This window comes from Mesorhizobium sp. M1066 (genome assembly GCF_040318635.1).
In the GTDB taxonomy this organism is placed as follows: domain Bacteria; phylum Pseudomonadota; class Alphaproteobacteria; order Rhizobiales; family Rhizobiaceae; genus Mesorhizobium.
Genome location: NZ_JAMYMR010000051.1, coordinates 1 through 22,868 on the forward strand (window position 1 = coordinate 1; position 22,868 = coordinate 22,868).

At 64.2% G+C, this 22,868-nt stretch carries 8 protein-coding genes; 6 read left to right on the forward strand and 2 right to left on the reverse strand.

The genetic code is table 11. The features are described 5' to 3' along the window. Positions 1–164: 164 nt before the first annotated feature. Complete coding sequence (gene pbpC / locus NKH52_RS31990; protein ID WP_352736241.1) at positions 165–2,255, reverse strand: penicillin-binding protein 1C; 2,091 nt, start codon at positions 2,253–2,255, stop codon at positions 165–167. Positions 2,256–2,363: 108 nt separating this feature from the next. Next, positions 2,364–7,862, reverse strand: a complete 5,499-nt coding sequence (locus NKH52_RS31995) for an alpha-2-macroglobulin family protein (protein ID WP_352736240.1) — start codon at positions 7,860–7,862, stop codon at positions 2,364–2,366. Between the two features lie 272 nt (positions 7,863–8,134). On the opposite strand from NKH52_RS31995, the gene NKH52_RS32000 reads away from it, so the two are divergent. The 6 genes from NKH52_RS32000 (at position 8,135) to NKH52_RS32025 (ending at position 22,755) form a co-directional block, all read left to right on the forward strand. Next, on the forward strand, positions 8,135–10,063 hold the full coding sequence (locus NKH52_RS32000; protein WP_352736239.1) for an autotransporter assembly complex protein TamA: 1,929 nt from the start codon (positions 8,135–8,137) through the stop codon (positions 10,061–10,063). 3 nt (positions 10,064–10,066) lie between these two features. After that, the gene (locus NKH52_RS32005; protein ID WP_352736238.1) at positions 10,067–16,120 is read left to right on the forward strand and encodes a translocation/assembly module TamB domain-containing protein; all 6,054 of its coding nucleotides are present in this window, start codon (positions 10,067–10,069) and stop codon (positions 16,118–16,120) included. 266 nt (positions 16,121–16,386) lie between these two features. Further along, entirely contained in the window at positions 16,387–18,039 is a 1,653-nt protein-coding gene (locus NKH52_RS32010; RefSeq protein WP_292140613.1) for an ABC transporter substrate-binding protein, read from the forward strand. A 227-nt stretch (positions 18,040–18,266) separates the two neighbouring features. Continuing rightward, complete coding sequence (locus tag NKH52_RS32015) at positions 18,267–19,301, forward strand: ABC transporter permease (RefSeq protein WP_027035014.1); 1,035 nt, start codon at positions 18,267–18,269, stop codon at positions 19,299–19,301. A gap of 12 nt (positions 19,302–19,313) precedes the next feature. Further along, on the forward strand, positions 19,314–20,471 hold the full coding sequence (locus tag NKH52_RS32020) for an ABC transporter permease (protein WP_352736237.1): 1,158 nt from the start codon (positions 19,314–19,316) through the stop codon (positions 20,469–20,471). Between the two features lie 67 nt (positions 20,472–20,538). Beyond that, positions 20,539–22,755, forward strand: coding sequence for a dipeptide ABC transporter ATP-binding protein (locus NKH52_RS32025; RefSeq protein WP_127297095.1), 2,217 nt, complete (start codon positions 20,539–20,541; stop codon positions 22,753–22,755). Positions 22,756–22,868 lie beyond the last annotated feature (113 nt).

Genomic DNA, 22,868 nt, shown 5'->3' on the forward strand with positions numbered 1-22,868 from the left:
CGCGGGAATCGGTGACGTTGAACATCACCAGCCTGCCATGACCGCCCTCTCTCAGCGAATTTGCAGAACTCTCAGCACACTACCCCTCGGAACAGGCATGGGGTGAGTATCCTGCTATCCGCTGAGCCTGCGGAAAGCCAATTCCATGAATCTCTTGGTGCGATCTATTCGACAAACACCTTCACACTCGCCGCACGTCCCGCGGCGTCGATGACGGTCAGTGTCGAATAGCCGGCGCCGTCGGGCTGCCAGGTCGCGGTGCGGCGACGATCGATGCCTACCAGCGGCTTGCCGTTGGCGAGCCAGCGGAACGGCGCACGGCCGCCTTGCAGCTTCAGCACCAGTGGCGAGGCGTCGGCCGAATTGGTGCCGAGATCGACGCGGGCGCCGTCGGGCGGGAATATGATGGTCGGTGCGGGTTCGCTCACCGTCGCCTGCACCAGGCCGTCCGACCCGGCGCCGAAGCGGGCGAGCGTCACCGGCAGGTCCTCGCGCCTGGGGCTGAACATGCCGGGCGGTTTGCCCGGCAAGGGGACGGTGGCGAGGCCCGAGCGGACAAAACCTTCGAACAGGATGGGAGCGGCCGAGACATAGCCGGAAAGGCCGGGCACCGCGCCGGCATCGGGGCGGCCGACCCAGACGCCCAGCACATAGCGGCCGTCGAAGCCGACCGACCACGCGTCGCGATAGCCGTAGGAGGTGCCGGTCTTGTAGGCGATGCCGCGCTGCAAGGCACCCTCGGGCGGCTTGACGCCCGACAATATGTCGATGATCTGCCAGTTGGACTGACCGTCGAGGATGGTGGCGCTGGTGCGCTCGGCATTGGCAGGCTCGGTGCCATCATGCAGCGTGTGCGTCTTGCCGCCATTGGCGAGCCCTGTGTAGAGCTGGACGAGGTCGCGCAATGTCACCCCGACGCCGCCAAGACCGATGGCCAGACCCGGGGCTTCGTTGACCGGCAGTATGGGGCTGACGCCGGCCTGGCGGAACCGCGCCATCAGCCGCGTTGGCCCGACCGCGTCGAGCACGCGGATCGCCGGCACGTTGAGCGACAGTTGCAGCGCTTGCCGGATGCTGACATCGCCCTGATAGCCCATGTCGAAATTCTTCGGTCGGTAGCCGGAGAAATCGACGGGGCTGTCGTCGATTAGCGTCTCCTGCGCCACCAGGCCCTGTTCGAAGGCAAGACCGTAAATGAACGGCTTCAGCGTCGAGCCGGGCGAGCGGACGATCTTTGTCATGTCGATCCAGCCGGAGCGGCTGGCGTCGAAGAAATTGGCCGAGCCGACTTCGCCGAGGATGTCGCCGGTGCGGGAGTCGGCCAGCACCATGGCGACCGACAGGCGGGGCCCAAGCTTGGTGGCCGCGTCCCTGGCCACCTGCTCCAGCCCTTCCTGGACGCTCTTGCGGATCGTCAGTTGCAAGGGCTGACCGGGGACGGCCTTGGGCAGGATCGCATAGGCGGCGTGCGCGGCGAGCGCCGGCAGCGTGCGGCGCAGGCCCGCCACATCGTCGAGGGCGGCGCGCGCGGCCTCGCGCTCACCGAGCAGGCCGGAGGACACCATGCGGGTCAGCACCCGGTCGCGGGCGGCGTGGCCGATCTTTAAATTGCGGTCAGGCCGGCGCTTTTCCGGCAGTTGCGGCAGGGCGACGAGCAGGGCGGATTCGGAAACGGTGAGCCGTTTCGGCTCCTTGCCGAAATAGGCGAGGGAGGCGGCGCGCACGCCTTCCAGATTGCCGCCATAAGGCGCCAGCGTCAGGTAGCGCTCGAGGATCTCGCGTTTCGACCATCGCCGCTCGATCTGGATGGCGCGCAGCATCTGCTTGACCTTGGAGCCGAGGCTGCGGCTTTCGCGCGGCTCGATCAGCCGGGCAAGCTGCATCGAAAGCGTCGAGCCGCCGGAGACGATGTGGCCGCTGGTGGCGAACTGGCCGGCGGCGCGGGCCAGCGCCAGCACGTCGACACCTTCATGGTCCCAGAAACGCTTGTCTTCATAGGTGACCAGCATGTCGACGAACTGCTTGTCGACCTGGTCGAGGCGGGTTTCGAGCCGCCAGTAGCCGTCCGGCGTGGCGAAGGCGCGCAACAATTCGCCGTCGCGATCCTGGACTTCGGTGGAGACCGTGAGTTCGGCTGGAAGCGGGGGTGGGAAAGCACGGTCGAGTTGCCATAGGCTGCCTGCGGAGATCGCCGCGAAGCCAGCGAGGGAGACGCCCGTAATGGCTGCCCGGCGCAGGAATTTTTTGGAGAGCATAGCGCTGCCCCTTATCCGCCTGCCGGCACCTTCTCCCCGCGTAGTGACGGGGAGAAGGGAGCTTTCTCTCGCGCAATCGCCATTTTCATGATCGTTACCATCGGCACCTTAGGGCGCCTTGATCTCCATCATGCCGGTGGCGGTGCGGGCCGAATATTGCGGCCGGTACATGTCCTCCACCGTTGCCGCCGGGTGCGCATAGGTACCCGGCGTCACCGCGCGCACGACATAGGCGAGGGTCAGATTGTGGTCATGGTCGCCGTCGGCCGGGTTGAACGCCGCGACGAAACGATCGTCGCGGAATTCGAGATGAGCCGCATCGGTCTGCGCCAGCCACGAGAAGTTCGTCAACTGTGCGCTGGACACCAGGCCGGGATTGTCGATCTCGAAGCCGGCCGGCAACAGGTCGGTGACCAGCAGGCGCGACGGCCATTTGTTCTGCTCGTTGACCTTGAGCACGACGACATAGCGTTCGTTCTGCGTCGCCTCGGTGACATTGGCTTCGGTGCCATCGAGCTTGTAGTAGGTGCGGCTGATGGTGAAGCCGTCGCCGCCGGCCGGCAACGGCTGGACCGGCGACGCCACCGTGGTGACGACGGCCTGCAGCGGGGTCTTGCCGGTGTTGGCGATGGTCAGCGGGCTGTCCATCAGGTCACTGCCGTCGACCTGGTTGGAATAGCCGCCGGAGTGTGCGGCACCATTGACGGTCAGCGTGATCGTATCATTGCCTTCCTTCAGCGCGCGAGCCGCCAGCAGCATCCAGGATTCGTCCTGGGTGCTGGTCCAGCGGGCTTCGGCGCGTTCCCTGGTCACCAGCTTGATCAGCTCCGGCACGATCGTCGGCACCGGCTTGGATTCCGCCGCCAGAGCCAGCATCGCCGCGCCGTCACGCAGCCGCGAGCCGTAGTCGGAACGGTAGTAGTCGTAGTCGGTGGTCGACTTGGCGAGCTGCAGGGCGGTCTTGAACATCGATTCCGCACGCGGTGTATCGCCGTAGAGCGCCAGGCTTGCCGCCAGCTGGGCAACGGCCATCGGGCTTGAGAAAGCTTCGAGCTGGGTGTCCGCATAGTAGCGCAGGTCGCCGATCGAGGCCTTCTTGTTGCGGGCCAGAACGTAGAGGGCGTAGGCGATCTCGCTGCCACGGTCCTGGACGCTCTGGTCGTAGCCGAGCGAGTTCTGCAGATTGCTCAGCGCCTGGTTCATGGCCAGGCTCGGAACGTCGTATTTCTGCTCGCGCGCCCTGGTCAGGAAGTCCGTGACATAGGCATCGAGCCACAGATCGCCGGAGCCCGGACCCCACAGGCCGAAGCTGCCGCCCGAGGCCTGATAGCTCAGAACCTTGTAGATGGCGTCCTGGATGCGGCCATGGATATCGGGATCGCTGGCCATGCCGATGCCGGATGCCAACTCATTGACGTAGAGAAGCGGCATGGCGCGGCTGGTGGTCTGCTCGGCGCAACCATAGGGGTAGCGGTCGAGTGTCATCAGCAGCGACGGCACGTCGAAGGCTGCCGCCTGCGAAACGCCGACGCTGACGGAGGCGCCGTCAAGCAGGCTTGCCGCCAGCAGTTCCTTGTCGACGCGCAGCGCGCCGCCATTGCCCTTGAGGTCGACCACCAGCCGGGTGGTGACCGGCAATTGCGCCGGACGCACCGGTACATAGAGCGTCTGCTCGACCTTGGTGCCGTCGGCATGGGCGAGCTTGATGGTAAGCGAGGCATTGCCGGCCGTCTGTGCGATCAGCGGCACGGTCAGCGTCTGGCGCTTGCCCTGGGCGAGCGTCAGCTTCTGGGGCAGGGGCTTGTCGCCCGTCGACAGGTCGCCCGTCGTTTCGATCGAGAAGGCGTAGTCGCCGGCCGGACCATCGGTGTCGGCGACATCGATGCGCATGACGGCGGCGTCACCGGGCGCCAGGAAGCGCGGCAGTCCGGCGGTGATGACGACGGGATCGCGCACGATCACGTCGGACTGGGCGTGGCCGACCGCTTCCTTGGTCCAGGCGACGGCCATGACGCGCACGGTGCCGTTGAACTGTGGGATGTCGAAGTCGATCCGCGCCTTGCCGTCGGCGTCGAGCTCGACAGGACCGGAGAAGAAAGCGACCAGCTTTTCGGTCGGCGGGCTGCCTTGCGCCTGCATGTTGGCGCCGTCGCCGCCGGTCCTGAGCTTGCCGGTGTTGCCAAGCGAGCCGTCGATCAGGCGGCCGTATATGTCGCGGATTTCCATGCCCAGCATGCGCTGGCCGAAGAACCAGTTCTCCGGGTCCGGTACCTTGTAGTTGGTCAGGTTGAGGATGCCGACATCGACGGCGGCAACCATGACATAGGCATTGCTGCCCGGCTGCACGCCGGCGACCGAAACCGGGATCGACAGCTGTTGGCGCGGCATGGTCTTGTCCGGCGGCGTCAAGGTGACGGCCAGCTTCTTCGAGCCCGGATCGACCTTCAGCCATTTCACGCCGATGGCACGCGCCGGCATGCGCGTTTCCTGCGCCTCGCCCGGCCGGAACAGGGTTGCCGTGACATAGGCGCCGGCACCCCAGTCGTCGCCGACCGGGATGTCGACCGTGCTGCCGCCGGCCGGCACGGATGCCGTGACGGTCTTCAACAGCTTGTCGGAACCGATGTTGATGAGAAGTTCGCCGGCAAAGTGCGGCGAGACTTTCAGCCTGGCCACTTCGCCGGCGGCATAATTGTCCTTGTCGAGGGCGATTTCGAGGCCGTCAGGCGTTTCGGTGGTGGTCGAGGAGACATACCAGCCGGCATCGAACTCGTAGCTTGTCGCCGGTCCCTCGGGATCCGATGTCTCGACTTCGAGGCGGTACTGACCCCAGTCGACCGGCACGGAGACCGTTGCGTCGCCGTCGGCGCTGAGGTCGACCTGGCCGTTGGCGATCGACTTGGTGAAGTTGACCGGCTCGTAGTTCCAGGAATTGTTGGAGCGGTACCACTGGTAATTGCGTTCGACCTTGACCAGCGTCCACTGCGCGCCTTTCAGCGCCTCACGCTTTCCGTCGGGATCGACGGCGATCAGGCTGAACTTGGCGGTGCCGCCCTGCGGCACTTCATTGTCGGCGAAATCCGGACGGATGCCGATCATATGGCCTTGCGGGCGGATGCCGATGTTGAGCGAACGCTCGATGGCGCGGCCGCCGGTTTCGCGCATCCTGACCGTCACCTTGGCGTCGACCAGCTTGGTGGTCGAGGGTAGTTGGTCGACGGAGACCGGGAAGGTCACCTTGCCGTCGTCGCCAACCACGGGCAGATCGGCGAGGGGGGTGACCGTGGGTTCGGCCGACTGCTCGTCGGCGAGACCGAAGGAAAAGCCCTGGAAGCGGTCCCAGTCGCGCGACGTCGACAGCGTCAATTCGCCTTCCAGTGCCAGGCCCGCCGCCGGCGCGCCATAGAGGAAGCGGCCGTCAATGTCGATGTTGGCGGTTTCTCCCTGCGCGATCTCCTGCTTGTCGGCCTTCATGTCGAATTCGATGCGATCCGGTACGAAATCCTCGACCAGGAACATCTGGCTGGCCACCGCCGGCTGCTTGGGATCGGTGTAGATCGACACCGACCAGGTGCCGCGCATGGCGTTGGGTGCGAGCGGCAGGTCGACGGCATGGCCGCCGGCGGAGGCGCCGTCGCTGACGATGCGGCGGTCCTCGACGCCGTCTGGGCGCGAGAAGATGAAGGTCAGCGGCAGGTTTTCGACCGCCTTGGCGGCGCCGTCGCGGGCAAGGGCCGCGACATGGACATCCTCGCCGGCACGGTAGATGCCGCGTTCAGTCCAGGCATAGACGTCGAGCGCACCAGGCGCCGCGCGCCCGGTGACGCCGCGGTCGGACAGATCGAAGCCGGCCCGGCCCATGTCGAGGAAGACGAAATCATTGTCGCCCTGCTTGGCCATCAGAACGGCCGGCACCATGCCGCCGTCGCCGCGCGTCAGGCCGGGGTTGAAGACGGCATGGCCGTCGGCATCCGATGTCGCCGTGCCGAGAACCTCATTGTTCCTGGCAACCAGCGTCAGTTCGGCGCCTGCGATCGGCTTGGCGCTGCCCAGCGAACGGGCAAAGACGTTGAGCCCGTCCTGGCCGGTATAGGTCGACAGGCCGATGTCGGAGACGACGAACCATTGCGTGGCCATCGAATTGTAGTCGTCGCTCTTGTCATTGACGGCCTGCGCGGTCAGCACATAGACGCCCGGCTTGCGCTGCGGCAGCGCCTCGTCGACCGGGAAGGAGGTGGTGACCTCCTTGTTGAGATCATTGGCGATGTCGAGCTGGCCTTGCCAGACCGGCGCGCCCATCTGCTCGGAAATGTTGGAGATGTCATAGCCGTCGAGCTGGTGCAGGAACTGGTAGCCCGACAGAAGCTGGGCGAGCGAACGATCGCCGATGCGATAGAGCTTCATCTCGGCTGCGTTCATGTTGACGGTAACGATCGGAATGCCGCGGCGCGCGCCGGCCGGCAGCACGAAGCTGTCACCGGTGAAGCGGGCGGACGGTGCGCGGTCCTGCACATAGATCGACAGCACCACGGGGGCCGCAGTCACTTCGCCGATGGCCGCCGGCAGGCCGGCGCGGAAGGTGACGTCGTAGTGCTGGCCATGCTCCAGTCCTTCGACGCAGATCTGCTTGTCCTTGGCCTCGACGCCCTTGGGCGGTGCATTGTCCACGGTGACGAATTGCGCGTAATCGACGCCGGTCTTGACCAGATCCTCGGAAAATTGCGCGCAGATGCGCGGCGCGCTGGTGTCGGCGTCGACGGTGTGGTCGATAACGCGGAAACCCTTGCGCGCCTTCAGATCGGCATAGTCGGCCTGGACCGCCGGCGAAGGGTTCAGGGCAAGGCTGGCCTCATAGGCCTGCAGCGCCGGCCGGTAGAGATCGCGCTTGTCGAGCCCGTTGCCGAGCAGCGCCAGCACTTCGGCGCGCGTCTTGGCGGTGCGCAGCAATTTATAGGCGTTGAAAGCGGCCGACGTGCCGTTCGCCGGCAAAGTGGATGCTTCGGAGGTGCTTGCGGCGGGCTGAACGGCCAGCGTTTCACGCGCCAGGTTGAGCCAGAGCTGGCCATCATCGGGCAGCACCGAGACCGCGGCCTCGTATTTCAGCATGGCGGAGCGGTGATCGCCGGTCAGCACGGCCTGTTCGGCGGCGTTAAGCAAAGCAGCCATGCCTTCTGTCGGTCTGTCATAGGCCGGGCCGAGCAGCTTGTTGCGGTATTGCTGGGCCTGATCGGACATCCAGTTGGGGAAGAAGGCGAGTTCCGGCGGCGCGCCGATATCAGGATCGCCATCGATGTTGACGACCTTGCCCGCGACCGCGCCGTTGAAGGTTTTCAGCTGGTTGTAGTCGGATTTGAGGAAGCACCATTTGGCTTTTTTGTTATAGGTGAAGGCGCGGCAGGCCGGGTCTCCCAGGCACGTCGTCTTGCACTGGTCGATTGTCACATTCTGGTCGGACCTGAGATCAAAGCCGAAATAGTCGGAATTGTCCGTTGTCGCTATTCGCCGGGCCTCGGCCGCTTGCGCGGCGCTGCTCCAGGCCAGGACATTGGCCCAGGCGAAAAACAGAAGAATCAGGATAGACAGACCACGAGCCGCGCGCATTGCCATAACACCCCTCCAGACACAGCTGACGTCCGGGCATGATCAAGCTTCAGTCAGGCTTGTCAACACAAGGACGCGGCAGGGTTCCGCCTGCCAGCGGTTTCCTTTCCGGCCGATGACCGGTAGTACCTCCATAGGACAGGGGATCACGCATTCTTGCGGCGACGCAAAAGGTGTGAATTCCAAGCCCGCCCTATTTCAGACAATTGGATTGTGGCCCCTTTACGAGCGCTTCAGAACTTCATTCCAATTTTAGTTTTGTAATCTAGGTTGTCTTAATGCCGGCGCATGAAGAGCAGATGTCAGGAGGTCGCGCAGCAGGGCGTGCGCTTCCGCGCGCCCTGCTGCTGGCCATGATGTGCTCGACCGTGCTCGTCGCCGAATCGCGCCCGGCGGCCGCTTTCGAGCTTTTCGGCATCAAGCTGTGGGGATCGTCCAGCGACGAGGATGCCGATATCGTCGATCCCCTGCGCTACGCCGTGACCATCAATGCCCCCGACGCCGACAAGGATCTGGTCAAGAAGCTCGAAAATGCCTCGGCGCTGAAGAGTGACGAGGAGCGTCCGGTTTCAGGCTCGCTCGGGCTGATGGCCAAGGCGCGCAGCGACCGCGAACAGCTTGTCGCCGCGCTTTATGCCGATGCCCGTTACGAAGGCGTCGTCACCGTCACCATAGACGGCAAGCCGCTCGACGATTTGCCGCCGGATGCCGAATTCAAGGGCCCCCAGCCGATTCCGGTGGTTGTCGATGTCGCCAGCGGGCCGAAATTCACCTTGGGCAATATCAGGCTGCAAGGCGACGCGGCAGGACTGATGAGCGCCGATTATGGCCTGATATCAGGCGGCGACGCCGGATCCGGCGCGGTGCTCAAGGCCGAGGCGCTGATCGTGCGGACGCTGAAGGAGCAAGGCAGACCGCTGGCCAAGGTAACGGCCCGGCAGATTGTCGCCGACCATGCGACTTCGACGCTGGACGTGACGCTGACGGTCGCCGCCGGGCCGGTCGCCGGCTACGGGCCGACCACGGTGGAAGGCACCGAGAAGGTCGATCGCGACTTCACCGAATACATGACCGGCCTCAAGCGCGGCCGGCAATATTCGCCGCAAGAAATCGACGACGCGCGCGACCGGCTGCTGGCGCTTGAGGTCTTCAACAGCGTGACGTTCAAGGAAGCCGACACGCTCGATGCCGAGGGCAACATTCCGATCGGCGTTCAGGTCAGCGAGCGCAAGCCGCGCTATTTCGGCGTCGGCGGCACCTTCTCCAACACCGAGGGGCTGGGCCTGGAAGGTTATTGGGGCCACCGCAATTTGTTCGGCCGGGCCGAGAAGCTGCGCATCGACGGCAAGATCAGCGGCATCGGCAGCAACGATCTCGGCGAGCTCAACTACAATGCCGGCATCATGTTCGAAAAGCCGGGCGTGATCGGGCCGGCATCGAAGTTCTTCGCCGGCGTCAAGACGGTGCTCGAACATCCTGACGCCTACGACCATTTCTCGGTCAAGGGCAGCACCGGCCTGTCCTACGAACTGACGAAGAAGCAGACGGTTTCGGCGGAAGTGGCGCTCGATTATTCCCGCATCCACGATGCTTTCGGCAAGCACAAATACCTGATCGCCAGCATTCCGCTGCAATATGTCTACGACAACCGGGACAACCGGCTGAACCCGACAAGCGGCTTCCGGGTGCTGGCCTATGCCGAGCCCAGCTACGACATTTTGAGCGGTGCGGCGTTCCTGAAACTGAGGGGCGAAGGGTCGGCCTATCAGTCGCTGGATTCGGCTTCGAAGTTCGTGCTGGCCGAACGTGTCGCCATTGGTTCGATCGTCGGCACCAGCCTTGAAAATGTCCCGGCCGACCGGCGCTTCTATTCCGGCGGCGGCGGTTCGGTGCGCGGCTATGCCTATCAGGGCATCGGCCCCAAGGACTTCACCGGCCAGCCGATCGGCGGTCTGTCCTTCTTCGAAACCTCGGTCGAGATGCGCATCGCCATCACCGACACGATCGGCATCGTGCCGTTCGTCGACGCCGGCACCGTATCGACCAAATCGGCTCCCGATTTCTCCGATGTCAAGGTCGGCGCCGGCGTCGGCCTGCGCTATGTCACGCCGTTCGGGCCACTGCGCATCGATGCCGCCGTGCCGCTCAACCGCGATCCGGGTGACCCGCATTTCGGCATCTATGCCGGCATTGGACAGGCATTCTGAGCGATGAAAACAGTCTGGCGCATCCTCCGCATTGTTCTCTACACGCTGCTGATCGTGGTTGCGGGAGCGATCGGCGCGCTGGTGGTGCTGACCAAGACCGAGCGCGGCCGCGACAATCTCGCCGGCATCATTTCGCGGCTGGCCTCGAACGACGACCGCAAGATCACGGTCAGCGGCATAGACGGCATCTGGTCCGGGGCGCTCAGCGTCGATCATGTCGTGCTGGAGGATCGCGAGGGCGCCTGGCTGGTGGCGCGCAAGGTGGCCGTCGACTGGTCGCCGCTGGCGCTGCTGTCGAAAAGCTTCAGCGCCGACCGTATCGCTGCCGAGCGCATCGAACTGGCCCGCCTGCCGGTGGCCGGCACGCAACAGCCGGCGCCGAGCGGCACGACGACGCTGCCGGTTTCCATCGACATCAAGCAGATCGATCTGCCCGAGATCGCGCTTGGCCAGCAACTGGCCGGCAGCGGCATCGCCGAGCTTGCGGCCAAGGGATCGGTCAAGGCCGATGCCGCGCCACTGGCGGTCGAGACGGTGCTCAACATCACCCGCCATGACGGCAAGCAAGGTAATGTCGACGCCAAGATCCACTTTGCGCCGGCAGACAACAGGCTCGATCTCGACCTGAAGGCTTCGGAGCCGGCAGGCGGTATCATCGCCAACCTGCTCAAGCTGCCCGACACGCCGCCGGTCGACATAAATGTCTCGGGCACGGGGCCGCTCGCCAATTGGAACGGCATCGGCACGTTCTCAGTCGACGGCAAGATCGTCACCCAGCTGACGGGTCGCCACCAACTGACCGACAAGGGCAATCATATCGAGGCCAAGGGCGACGGCGATTTCGCTCGCTTCCTGCCTGAGAATCTTAAGCCGCTGTTTGCCGGCAAGACCAGTTTCGACATTGCCGGCACCGCCACGTCGGCCGGTGGCGTCAGTGTCGACCGCGCCAACATCGACAGCGATGCGGTGCACGGCACCGCGACCGGCATTGTCGATCCTGCCGGCGCCAGCGACCTCTCGGTCGAACTCGCCGCCAAGGGTCCACCCGTGGTGATCAGCGTCGGCAGCAAGGCGCAGCCGATCACGCTGGCGATCAGCAATACCACCGCCCGCGCCTTCGGCGACGGCAAGGCGCCGATCATCGACGTCGGCGCCTCCTTCGTCTCCATCGTCGCCGGCGGCACGCGGCTGGATGATCTGGCGGCGCAGATCCATTCCGACGGTTTTGACATCCAGAACCGCGCCGGGCCGGTCACCGTCAAGCTGGAGGCGGGCGGCCTCAACACCGACGTGGCGACGCTGGCGCCGCTGATCACCGGCAAGATCGATGTCGATCTGGCAGGGTCGGTCAGCAAGGACGCCATTGCCATCGACCAGGGCACGCTGCGTTCCGACGCGCTCAACGCTTCGCTGACCGCGACGGTGGCGCTTGCCGACCTGTCGATGCAGCTCAAGATGAATGCGGATGCCGTGGCGACGGCCTTTCCGCCGCAGATCGCCTCGGTGCTCGGCGCCCGGGTGAAATTCTCGGCCAGCGCGGCCCGCGACCCGCAAGGGTCTTTCGCCGCCAACTCGATCGAGTTCACGTCCGGCACGCTTAGCGCTGCCGGCACGGCCAGCATTCAAGGCACCGACATTCAGGCCGACATCAAGGGCAAACTGGGCGACGTTTCCGTGCTGTCGCCGACAGTCGGCGTGCCGGTTGCCGGTGGCATCGATTTCGCGCTGTCGGCAAGTGGCGCCATGACGGCGCCGGATTTCACGGTTACCGCCGATAGCGATAGCCTGATGGCATCGGGCCGCACGGTGAAGACCATCAAGCTGACGGCGAGCGGCAAGGCCGATATCACCAGTCCCGCCGCCAACGTGTCGCTGACCGGCTCCGTCAATGACCAACCGCTCGACATCAAGGCAGCGCTGGTGACAAGCGAGGGCAAGCGTTCGATCAACGGCTTCCTGGTGTCGCTGGGCGACAACAAGGTCTCGGGCGATCTCGCGCTGGATGACACGTACATGCCGCTCGGCACGCTGACGCTCGACGCGCCCGCTATCGACCAGTTGGCCGCACTGGCCGGCCAGGCGGTGACGGGCGACATCAACGGAACCATCCGCTTCGCCAAGGAGGGCGACGCGCCCTCCGTCGTGATCGATGCCAAGAGCACGTCGATCGCGCGTGGCGACGTGACGGCCAAGGCCATCACCGTCAATGCGCTGATCGCCAATTATCTCAAGGCGCCTGCGATCGCGGGTACGATCAAGGCCGACAGCGTCACCTCCGGAACCACCGAAATCGGCGGCATCGGCGTCGACCTGAAGCGCGAAGGCGACTGGACTAATTTCACCGGCGGCGCCACCATAGCGGGCATTCCGGCAACCGCTGCCGGCCGGGTGAAGATCGCCGATGGCACGACCAGCGTCGAGATTGCCTCGGGCGAAGCCACTGTTCGCGGCATCAAGGCGGCAATCGCTCAGGCGTCGACAATGAGCATCGCCAACGGCACGACCAGCATCGAGAAACTGGCTCTCGATGTCGGCGGCGGTTCGGTGACCTTGTCGGGTACCGCCGGCCAGACGCTCGACCTCGCGGCGCAATTTTCGGCACTGCCCGCATCGCTCGCCAATGATTTCTCGCCCGGCCTCGATGCTGTGGGCACGCTCAGCGGCACGGCTGGTGTGACCGGACCGCCGGCCGCTCCCGATGTCCGCTTCAATGCGCAACTGGCCGGTATCGAAACCAGCCAGACCCGGCAGGCCGGGCTCGGGCCGCTCGCCGTCGATGCGGCCGGCAGCTATACCTTGGCCGGCGGCGTGATGCTCGATCAGGCGACGCTGACCGGCGACAAGATTTCCGGCAAGGCGACCGGCACCCTCAACCCGAACGGCGCCAGCGATTTTGCGCTCGATCTCATATCATCCGGCCCCAGCCTGCCCCTGACTGTCGGCAGCGCCGAGAGCCCGGTCAAGATCGAGATCCAGTCCTTGTCGGCAAAGGTGGCGGGCGAGAGCACGCGGGCCCGCCTGGATGTCTCCGCGATCCTGCCCTCGATCGTCACCAGTCCGGCGAGGGTGGACGGGCTTGCCTTGGCGTTGCATTCGGATGCGTTCGATCTCAAGAACCGTGCAGGGCCGGTTTCCGGTACAGTGTCGGTGGACAAGGTCGGTCTCGACAATCCGGTGATCGCGCCGCTGATCGCCGGCAAGGTCACGGCAGCGCTCAGCGGCCGCCTGACAGCCGATGCCGTCGCCATCGACAGCGGCTCGCTTAAGAGCGATGCGCTGAACAGCCATGTCGCCGGCCAGGTATCGCTGCGAGACGGTGCCATCGACCTCAATCTGAAGGCGGATGCCCCATCGTCGGCCTTGCCGGCGGCGGCGCGCGGCATGCTTGGCGATCGCGCTGAGATCAGCGCCACGCTGAAGCGCGATCCCAAGGGCAGCATCAACATAGGCGGATTGAAGTTGACCTCGGGTGCGCTGACCGCCGACGGGCAAGCCAGCCTTGCCGACAACAAGGTGGCCGCCGACATCAAGGGCGCGCTGAGCGACATCTCTCTGCTGTCGAAGGATGCCAAGGGCGCCATCGCCTTTGCGTTGAACGCACAGGGGCCGGCCACGGCGCCCGACCTGTCGCTGACCATCGACAGCGACCGCCTTCTCGTGGCGGCGCGAGAGATCACCGGGTTGAAGCTGACCGCCACCGGCAAGGCCGATGCCGCCAATCCGGCAGCCAACGTGCAACTGACCGGCAATGTCGCCGGCCAGGCGCTGCAAGGCAGCGCGGTGCTGGCGACGGCTGACGGCAAGAGCGCCATCAACGGCCTGCTGCTGTCGCTCGGCCGGAACAGGATCTCCGGAGATCTGGCGCTGGACGAGAAGTTCGTGCCTGTCGGCACCATCGCGCTCGACCTGCCCGATATCGGCCCGCTCGCGGCACTGGCGCTGGAAAAGGCCGAAGGCGACGTACGCGGCACGATTGCCTTCTCGAAGAATGGCGCAGCACCCCAGGTCGCCATCAAGGCGGCGACAGCGTCGATTACGCGCGGCGACCTGCAGGCGAAAGCCGTCTCGATCGATGCGCTGGTCGCCAACTATCTGGCGGCGCCCGTGATCTCCGGAAAGGTCCGCGCCGACACCGTCATTTCGGGCGGCACCGTGATCAGCGGCATCGATGTCGATTTGAAGCGCGACGGCGACTGGACCGGTTTTTCCGGCGGCGCCACAGTCAAGGGCATTCCGGCACAGGCTGCTGGCCGCGTGAAAGTGGCCAACGGCACGACGACCATCGAGCTTGCCTCCGGCCAGGCGACCGTCCAGGGCATCAAGGCGGCCATTGCTCAGGCCTCGACCGTCAGCATCGCCAATGGCACGACGACGCTGGACAGGCTGGTGCTCAACCTTGGCGGTGGTACGGCGACGGTAACCGGCAAGGTCGGCACGGCGCTCGACATCAACGCGACGCTGGCGCGGGTGCCGATGTCGCTTGCGAACAGTTTCTCGGCCGGCCTCGACGCCGCCGGCTCGATTTCGGGCACGGTGAAGGTGACGGGTGCGCCGGCCAGCCCTGCGGTCGCCTTCAATATCGATGCGGCCGGCGTGCAAACATCGCAGACCCGAGGCGCTGGTGTCGGGGCGGTGAGTGTTTCCTCGTCCGGCACCTTTGCCGCCAACAAGCTGGCCTTCACCGCCAATGTCAGCGATGGCGCCGGCCTTGGCCTCAAGGGCGGCGGCACCGTGACGACGGCCGGCACGCCGGCGCTGGTGCTCGACTTCAATGGCGCCGTGCCGTTCGGCCTGCTGAGCCAGAAGCTCGCCGCGCAAGGCATGTCGCTGACGGGCACGGCCAATGTCAACGTGCAGGTGCGCGGTCCCGCGACATCGCCCGTCATCGGCGGCAGCGTCAGCACCTCCGGTGCGCGCCTTGTCGATGCGCGCTCCGGCCTCGCCGTCAACGATCTCGCCGCCGATGTCACGATTGCCGGCGGCGTCGCCAGGATCAACCGGCTGACCGGAACGCTGTCGACGCGCGGCAGCCTGTCGGCCAGCGGCACGGTCGGCATCAACCCGGCGCAGGGTTTTCCGGCCGATTTGTCGATCAAGCTGGTCGACGGCCGCTATACGGACGGAAGGGTGGTGACCGCCAATCTCGGGGGCGACCTGACGATCAAGGGACCGCTGACCTCCGCACCGGTCATTGCCGGCACCGTGAATCTCGCCAAGACGGTGATCACGGTTCCGGACAAATTGCCGGGCTCGCTGGCGGCGCTCGACGTCAAGCACAAGAACGCGCCAGCTGCGGTCAAGGCACAGGACAAGGCGCTGCGGCCGCCGACGACCAGCGGCAAGGGCGGCGGTAGCGGCCTTGCGCTCGATGTCACGGTCAACGCCCCGAACCAGATCTTCATCCAGGGCAGGGGCGTCGATGCCGAACTTGGCGGCTCGCTCAGGCTGACCGGCCCGGCCTCGTCGCCGCAAGCGGTCGGCACCTTCACCTTGCAGCGCGGACGGCTGTCGATCCTCGGCAAGCGGCTGACCTTCACCGAAGGCACGGTCGGGTTTTCCGGCTCGCTGGTGCCCTATCTCAATTTGACGGCGACCACGACGACGACCGGCGCTACCGTCACCATCGTGGTGTCGGGCGAAGCGACCAATCCGAAGTTCACCTTCTCCTCCGTGCCGGCACTGCCCGAGGACGAGGTGCTGGCGCAATTGATCTTCGGCCGCTCGATGTCGAACCTGTCGCCGCTGCAGATCGCCCAGTTAGCCGAGGCCGCCGGGCAACTGGCCGGCGTCGGCGGCTCGACGTCGCTTCTGGAAAACCTGCGCAGCGCCATTGGCGTCGACGATCTCGACGTCACCACCGACGACCAGGGCGGCACGGCGGTTTCGGCGGGCAAATACCTCAACGACCGCACCTATGTCACGATCCAGAAGGGCGACAAGCCGGGCTCGGGCAAGGCTACGATCGACCTCAATGTCGGGCGCGGCGTCAAGCTGCGCGGCGAGGCCAACGATGCCGGCGAAGCCAAGGGCGGCATCTTCTACGAGAAGGAATACTGATAATTCGGCAGGGCTTTTGGCCTCATGATGGATCGATTCTGGCGCTGTTCGGGCTGGAGTAAATGTCTCAGTTTAATCGACTATCGAGATTCCAGAAGAATCCATCGGACAGTAGCAAATTTGCGCCAAGACTGTCGTTATCACGCGAACCGCTCCCCTTTCAAAGTTGCACATTCCCTAACATGTTCTCAATCCACGCCGTCTTTGACATCATGGCCTGGATGCGGAATGTTAAAAGGCGGAAAGCCAACAATGGGAGTTAAGTCATGACAATTTATAAGAGTAATGGCGATCGCGTTCCGGATCACATCTTGGCCATGGCCGAAGAAGCCAAGGCAGGCAAGGTGGACCGCCGCGAATTCCTGGCCATGGCCAGCGTCTTCGGCGCATCGACGGCAATGGCTTACGGCTTGCTCGGGCTCGCCGATCCGACGCCGGCGAAGGCCGAAGAGGTAAAGGGCAAGAAGGGCGGCACGCTGAAGATCGCCCAGTGGATCAAGGATCCCAAGGACCCGCGCAAGGCCGACTGGTCGGAAATCGCCAATGCCGAGCGCCAGGCGCTCGAGCCGCTGGTCAAGTACACGTCCGAATACACGTTCCGCCCCTATCTGCTGGAAAGCTGGGACGTCAACGACGATGCCACGCAGTACACGCTGCATGTGCGCAAGGGCGTCACCTGGTCGAATGGCGATGCCTTCACCGCCGATGACGTCATCTTCAACCTGAAGCGCTGGGCCGACAAGAAAGCCGAAGGCAACTCCATGCCCGGTCGTCTCGGCTCGCTGGTCAAGGACGACAAGCTCGACGAAAGCGCCGTGACCAAGCCGGACGACCACACTGTCGTGCTGAAGCTCACCAAGCCGGACATCGCGCTGATTCCGAACATGTGCGACTATCCCGGCCTCATCGTCCACAAGACCTTCGACGAGAAGGGCGGCGACTTCAAGGCCTGCCCGATCGGTACCGGTCCGTTCGAACTCGTCTCCTACGATGTCGGTCAGAAGGTGGTCTACAAGCGCCGCACCGACGACAAGTGGTGGGATGGCGAAGTGTTCCTCGATGGCCTGGAATTCATCGACTACGGCACCGATCCGGCAGCCATGGTCAGCGCTTTCGAAGCCGGCGAAGTGCACACCAATTTCGAGACTTCGGCCGACTACGTATCGATCCTGGACGGCATGGACCTGGTGAAGTCGGAAATCGTCACCGCGTCGACCATCGTCTGCCGCACCAACGTCAACAACAAGCCCTATGGCGACCAGAAGGTGCGCAACGCGCTGCAGCTTGCGGTCGACAACAATGTCGTCTTGCAGCTCGGCTACGGCAATGCCGGTTCGGTCGCCGAAAACCACCATGTCTGCTCGATCCATCCGGAATATTACGAGCTGCCCAAGGTTGCCCGTGATCCGGCCAAGGCGAAGGCGCTGATGGCGGAAGCCGGCCAGGCCGACTTCGAACACGAGCTGATCACTGTCGACGAAGACTGGCACAAGAACACCGGCGATGCGATCGCCGCCCAGCTGCGCGACGCCGGCATCAAGGTGAAGCGCACCGTCCTGCCGGGTTCGACGTTCTGGAACGACTGGACGAAGTATCCGCTGTCGATGACCAACTGGAACATGCGCCCGCTCGGCGTCCAAGTTCTGGCCATCGCCTATCGCACCGGCGAGGCCTGGAATGAGGCCGGCTGGTCGAATCCGGACTGGGATGCCAAGCTCAATGCGGCGCTCGCCGTTGCCGACGCCGCCAAGCGCAAGGAAATGATGAAGGACATCGAGCAGATCCTGCAGGATTCCGGCATCATGATCCAGCCGTACTGGCGCAAGCTCTACAGCCACTCGGTCAAGGCGGTGCAGAACTACAAGATGCACCCGACCTTCGAGCGCGACTACGGCAAGGTCTGGCTCGAGCAGGCTTGATCGCATCGACATGGAGGAAGGGGATCGCTCCCTTCCTCGCTCTTCGCATCGTCCGTCCCCTGCTGGTCCGCACTTTCTCAAAAAAGTTGCGGACTCGCGGGCAAGGCCATGCAACAAAAACAGGGTTGATCGCATCCGAAGGCCTGTTTGACAGCCAGCCCCGCCGGTTACGGTAGGGTTGGCTTTCATAGCCGGCTCAAACCCCAACCCATCGGCAGGGGGCCGCCATGCTTTCCTTCGTTATCAGGCGTCTTGGCACCATGGCATTGACGATGCTGTGCCTGACCATGGTCGTCTTCTTCCTGATCAACCTCGAACCCAATCTGAAGAAGCTGGCGATCAGCCAGACCGAAATGCATACGTCGGCCGAGCAGCTCGAGAGCTGGCTGGTCAACCATGGCTATCGGCAGAACTTCTTCGTCCGCTATGGGCAGTGGCTGGGCGTGGTGCCCAAGCAGCCTGTGACAGACCCGGCGACCGGCAAGCCGGCGCAGCGTTTCTCCTTCTGCAACGATCCGCTCGTGCCGACCTTCGCCGGCGTTTTCCAGGGCGATTTCGGCTGCTCGACCAAGTTCAAGGCGACCGTCGCCTCAAAACTGTTTCCGGCACTCGGTGCTACGGGCATCCTGATGTTCTGGGTGCTGGTGGTGATGGTGCCGATCTCGCTGCTGATCGGCATTCTGGCCGGCATGCGCGAGGGGTCGCGAACCGACCGGGTGCTGTCCGTGGCGTCGATCGCCTCGACGGCGACGCCTGAATATGTGTCGGGCGTTATCTTCACCGTCATCTTCGCCTCATGGCTGGGCTGGCTGAACGGCTCGGCGGCTTCGGCCAGCCAGGGCATCACCTTCTACAATTTCACTTTGCCGGTGATGACGCTGGCGATCTACGGCATCGGCTATATCGCCCGCATGACGCGTGCTTCGATGGTCGAAGTGATGACGCAGCAATATATCCGCACTGCCAGGTTGAAGGGTCTTTCCTTCGGCAGCGTCGTGGTCAAACATGCCTTGCGCAACGCGCTGATCGCACCGTTCACCGTCATCATGCTGCAGTTTCCCTGGCTGCTCACCGGCGTCGTCATCGTCGAGGTGATGTTTCGTTACCAGGGCTTCGGCTACACGCTGGTCGAGGCGGCCGGCAACAACGACATCGACCTTTTGCTCGGCTGCTCGCTGGTCTCGGTGTTCATCGTCTTGATCACGCAGCTCATTTCCGATGTCGGCTACGCATTTCTCAATCCGCGTATCAGAGTTCAGTAGGGAGCGAAGCGGATGCCGGTTCAATACATCAGTGGCTTAACCGTCGTTTTCGAAGTGCTGTCGCGCTTCTGGCCGGTCTGGATCGCGCTCGTCATCGTCATGGGCGCGAGCTTCGCCTACAAGAAGAAGCTGGCGCTCTACGGCCAGCTGTTCGACAGCGGTGTCGGCATCGTCGGCGTCGGCATCTGCCTGTTCTGGCTGTTCACGGCAATCTTCGCCGCGACCGTTTCTCCCTTCGATCCGCTGGCCCAGATTCCCATCATGAAGGATGTGCTGCCGGGCGCCGTCGAACCGAAATCGGGGCTGACCTATCTGTTCGGCGGCGACAAGCTGGCGCGCGACGTGTTTTCGCGCATGGTCTATGGCAGCCAGATCGTGCTGATCATCGCGCCTGCGGCAACCGGCTTCGCGCTGATGGTCGGCATCACGCTCGGCCTGCCCGCCGGCTACTACGGCGGCAAGATCGACACCGTGCTGTCGTTCCTGGCCAATCTCGTGCTGGCCTTCCCTGTGATCCTGCTGTTTTACCTTTTGGTGACGCCGGGCATCATGGACACGCCGATCCCCTATGGCATGGCCGGCGTCTTCTTCCTGTTCCCGATCATCTTCTTCAGCGTGCTGTTCTGGACGCGCTACAAGAACCGGCCCGACCGGCTCTACATCCTGCTCGGCATCACCCTGATCCTCGGCGGCTGGATCTATGCCGGCCTGGTCTTCGACGCCGATCCGCTGAAGATCGTGCATATCGACCCCAACCAGCTCAATATTTTCGTGGCGGTGGTGTTCGCCTCCAGCCCCGGCGTGTTCCGCATCGTGCGTGGCCTGGTGATGGACATCAAGACGCGTGACTATGTGGCGGCGGCGCAGACGCGCGGTGAATCGCCCTGGTACATCATGCTATGGGAGATCCTGCCCAATGCGCGCGGGCCACTGATCGTCGACGCCTGCCTGCGCATCGGCTACACCACGATCCTGCTCGGCACGCTCGGTTATTTCGGCCTTGGCCTGGCGCCGGAAAGTCCGGACTGGGGCACTGCGATCAAGGACGCCAGCCGCCTGCTGCGCTCCTTCATCCACCCGGCGTTGCCGCCGACGATCGCACTGATGTCGTTCGTGCTGGGCTTGAACCTACTCGCCGACTCGCTGCGCGAACAATCGATGAAAGACTGATCTCGCGGGTCTCGACCCGATGCGCCTGAGAGAAACAGGCCTAGAAGAACCAGGATTGGAGCGACCCATGAACGAGGCAGTTCGAAATCCCGCCACGCCAACCAATGGGCCGGCCAACGCGCCGATCATCGAGATCGAGAACCTGTCGATCTCCTTCTTCACCCGCAAGGGCGAGATCCCGGCGGTCATGGATTTTTCCTGCACCGTCATGCCCGGCGAGGCGATGGGCATCGTCGGCGAATCCGGCTGCGGCAAGTCGACCGTGTCGCTCGGCATCATGCGCGACCTCTCCAACATCGGGAAGATCGTCGGCGGTAAGATCAAGTTCCAGGGCAAGGACATGGGCGAGCTCTCCGACGAGGAGTTGCGCTCCATTCGCGGCAACAAGATCGCGATGATCTACCAGGAGCCGATGGCGAGCCTGAACCCGGCGATGAAGGTCGGCCAGCAATTGATGGAAGTGCCGCTGATCCACGACAAGGTGTCGAAGGAAGAGGCCCATAAACGCGCGCTTGACATGGTGCGCGCGGTCAAGCTGCCTGATCCCGAGCGCATGATGCGCTCCTATCCGCACCAGCTCTCGGGCGGCCAGCAGCAACGCATCGTCATTGCCATGGCGCTGCTGTCGAAGCCGGCGCTGCTTTTGCTCGACGAGCCGACGACGGCGCTCGACGTGACGGTGGAAGCGGGCATTGTCGACCTGGTCAAAGGGCTCGGCGAGAAGTTCGGCACGTCGATGATCTTCGTGTCACACAATCTCGGCCTGATCCTGGAAACCTGCGACCGCATCACGGTTATGTATTCGGGCGAAGCGGTCGAAACGGGCAAGATCAAGGACGTGTTCGACCGGATGCGCCACCCCTATACGCAAGGGCTGTTCCGCTCGATCCCGCTGCCCGGCGCCGACAAGAATTCGCGGCCGCTGATTTCGATCCCCGGCCAGCTACCGCTGCCGCACGAGCGGCCCAAGGGCTGCAATTTCGGCCCTCGCTGCCACCATTTCGTCGAGGGCGTCTGCAACGCCGCCGAGATCCCGATGATCGAGGTCGCGGGTCACGAAGGCCATTTCTCGCGCTGCGTGCGCTTCAACGAGATCGACTGGGAGGCGCTGCCGCCCGGCGCCAAAAAGGTCAATGAGCGCGTCGTGCCCGGCGCTCCGGTGCTCAAGATCGAGGATCTCAGAAAATACTACAGGGTCGGCGGCAGCGAGGTGTTCGGCTCGAGCGAGGGCCGCGTCGTCAAGGCCAATGAGACGATCTCGTTCATGGCGCGCGAATCCGAGACGGTCGCCATCGTCGGCGAATCCGGCTGCGGAAAGTCGACGCTGGCCAAGGTGCTGCTCGGGCTGGAGACGGCAAGTGCCGGCACGGTGACGCTGGGCAACAAGGAAATCCAATCGACGGGCATCGAGAAGCGGAGCGTCGACACGGTGTCGTCGATCCAGATGGTGTTCCAGAATCCGTTCGACACGCTCAATCCCAGCCATTCGGTCGGTTCGCAGATCATCCGCACGCTGGAGAAGTTCAATGTCGGCAAGACGGTTGCCGATCGCCGCAAGCGCATGCTGGAACTGCTCGACCTGGTGAAGCTGCCGCGGGCATTCGAAACCCGCAAGCCGCGCCAGCTATCGGGCGGCCAGAAGCAGCGCATCGGCGTGGCGCGCGCCTTTGCCGGCGACGCCAAGGTGGTGGTGGCCGACGAGCCGGTCTCGGCACTCGACGTGTCGGTGCAGGCGGCGGTGACCGAACTGCTGATGGACATCCAGCGCAAGAACAAGACGACAATGCTGTTCATCAGCCATGATCTGTCGGTCGTGCGCTACATCGCCGACCGCGTCGTGGTCATGTATCTCGGCTATATTGTCGAGCAAGGCACGACCGACCAGATCTTCGCGCCGCCCTACCATCCCTATACCGAGGCACTGCTGTCGGCGATCCCGATCGCCGACACCAGCGTGGTCAAGCGCCACATCGTGCTGGAGGGCGACATTCCCTCGGCGATGAACCCACCGTCCGGCTGCCCATTCCAGACCCGCTGCGGCTACAAGAAGCTGGTGCCTGACAATCTGTGCGAGACCAAGGTGCCGCCGGTCAAGCATCTCGGCGACGGCCATATGAGCCTGTGCTGGCTTTCCGATGACGTGCTGGCCAAGATGGAGCCGGTGATCAAGTTCGACAAGGAGCACGCCGCGCACGAAGGCGTGCCGGATGACGCGCCGCATGGCGATGGCCCCGGTTTTGCCGGCCCGCCGCCAAAACGTCCGCGCGGCAAAAGGCCGAGCTGACCGACATAGAGGCAATGCCTCTCGTCGGAGTTTTGCCTCCGCGGCATCGTCATATCTCATATCTGTCAAGGAATGACAGAGCTACGTTCGCTTGAATATCTCCGCCAATTGCC

Coding starts and splice junctions, on each gene's coding strand:
- pbpC (WP_352736241.1), bottom strand. CDS start 2,255: ATGCTCTCCAAAAAATTCCTGCGCCGGGCAGCCATTACGGGCGTCTCC.
- NKH52_RS32020 (WP_352736237.1), top strand. CDS start 19,314: ATGCCGGTTCAATACATCAGTGGCTTAACCGTCGTTTTCGAAGTGCTG.
- NKH52_RS32010 (WP_292140613.1), top strand. CDS start 16,387: ATGACAATTTATAAGAGTAATGGCGATCGCGTTCCGGATCACATCTTG.
- NKH52_RS32005 (WP_352736238.1), top strand. CDS start 10,067: ATGAAAACAGTCTGGCGCATCCTCCGCATTGTTCTCTACACGCTGCTG.
- NKH52_RS32015 (WP_027035014.1), top strand. CDS start 18,267: ATGCTTTCCTTCGTTATCAGGCGTCTTGGCACCATGGCATTGACGATG.
- NKH52_RS31995 (WP_352736240.1), bottom strand. CDS start 7,862: ATGGCAATGCGCGCGGCTCGTGGTCTGTCTATCCTGATTCTTCTGTTT.
- NKH52_RS32025 (WP_127297095.1), top strand. CDS start 20,539: ATGAACGAGGCAGTTCGAAATCCCGCCACGCCAACCAATGGGCCGGCC.
- NKH52_RS32000 (WP_352736239.1), top strand. CDS start 8,135: ATGCCGGCGCATGAAGAGCAGATGTCAGGAGGTCGCGCAGCAGGGCGT.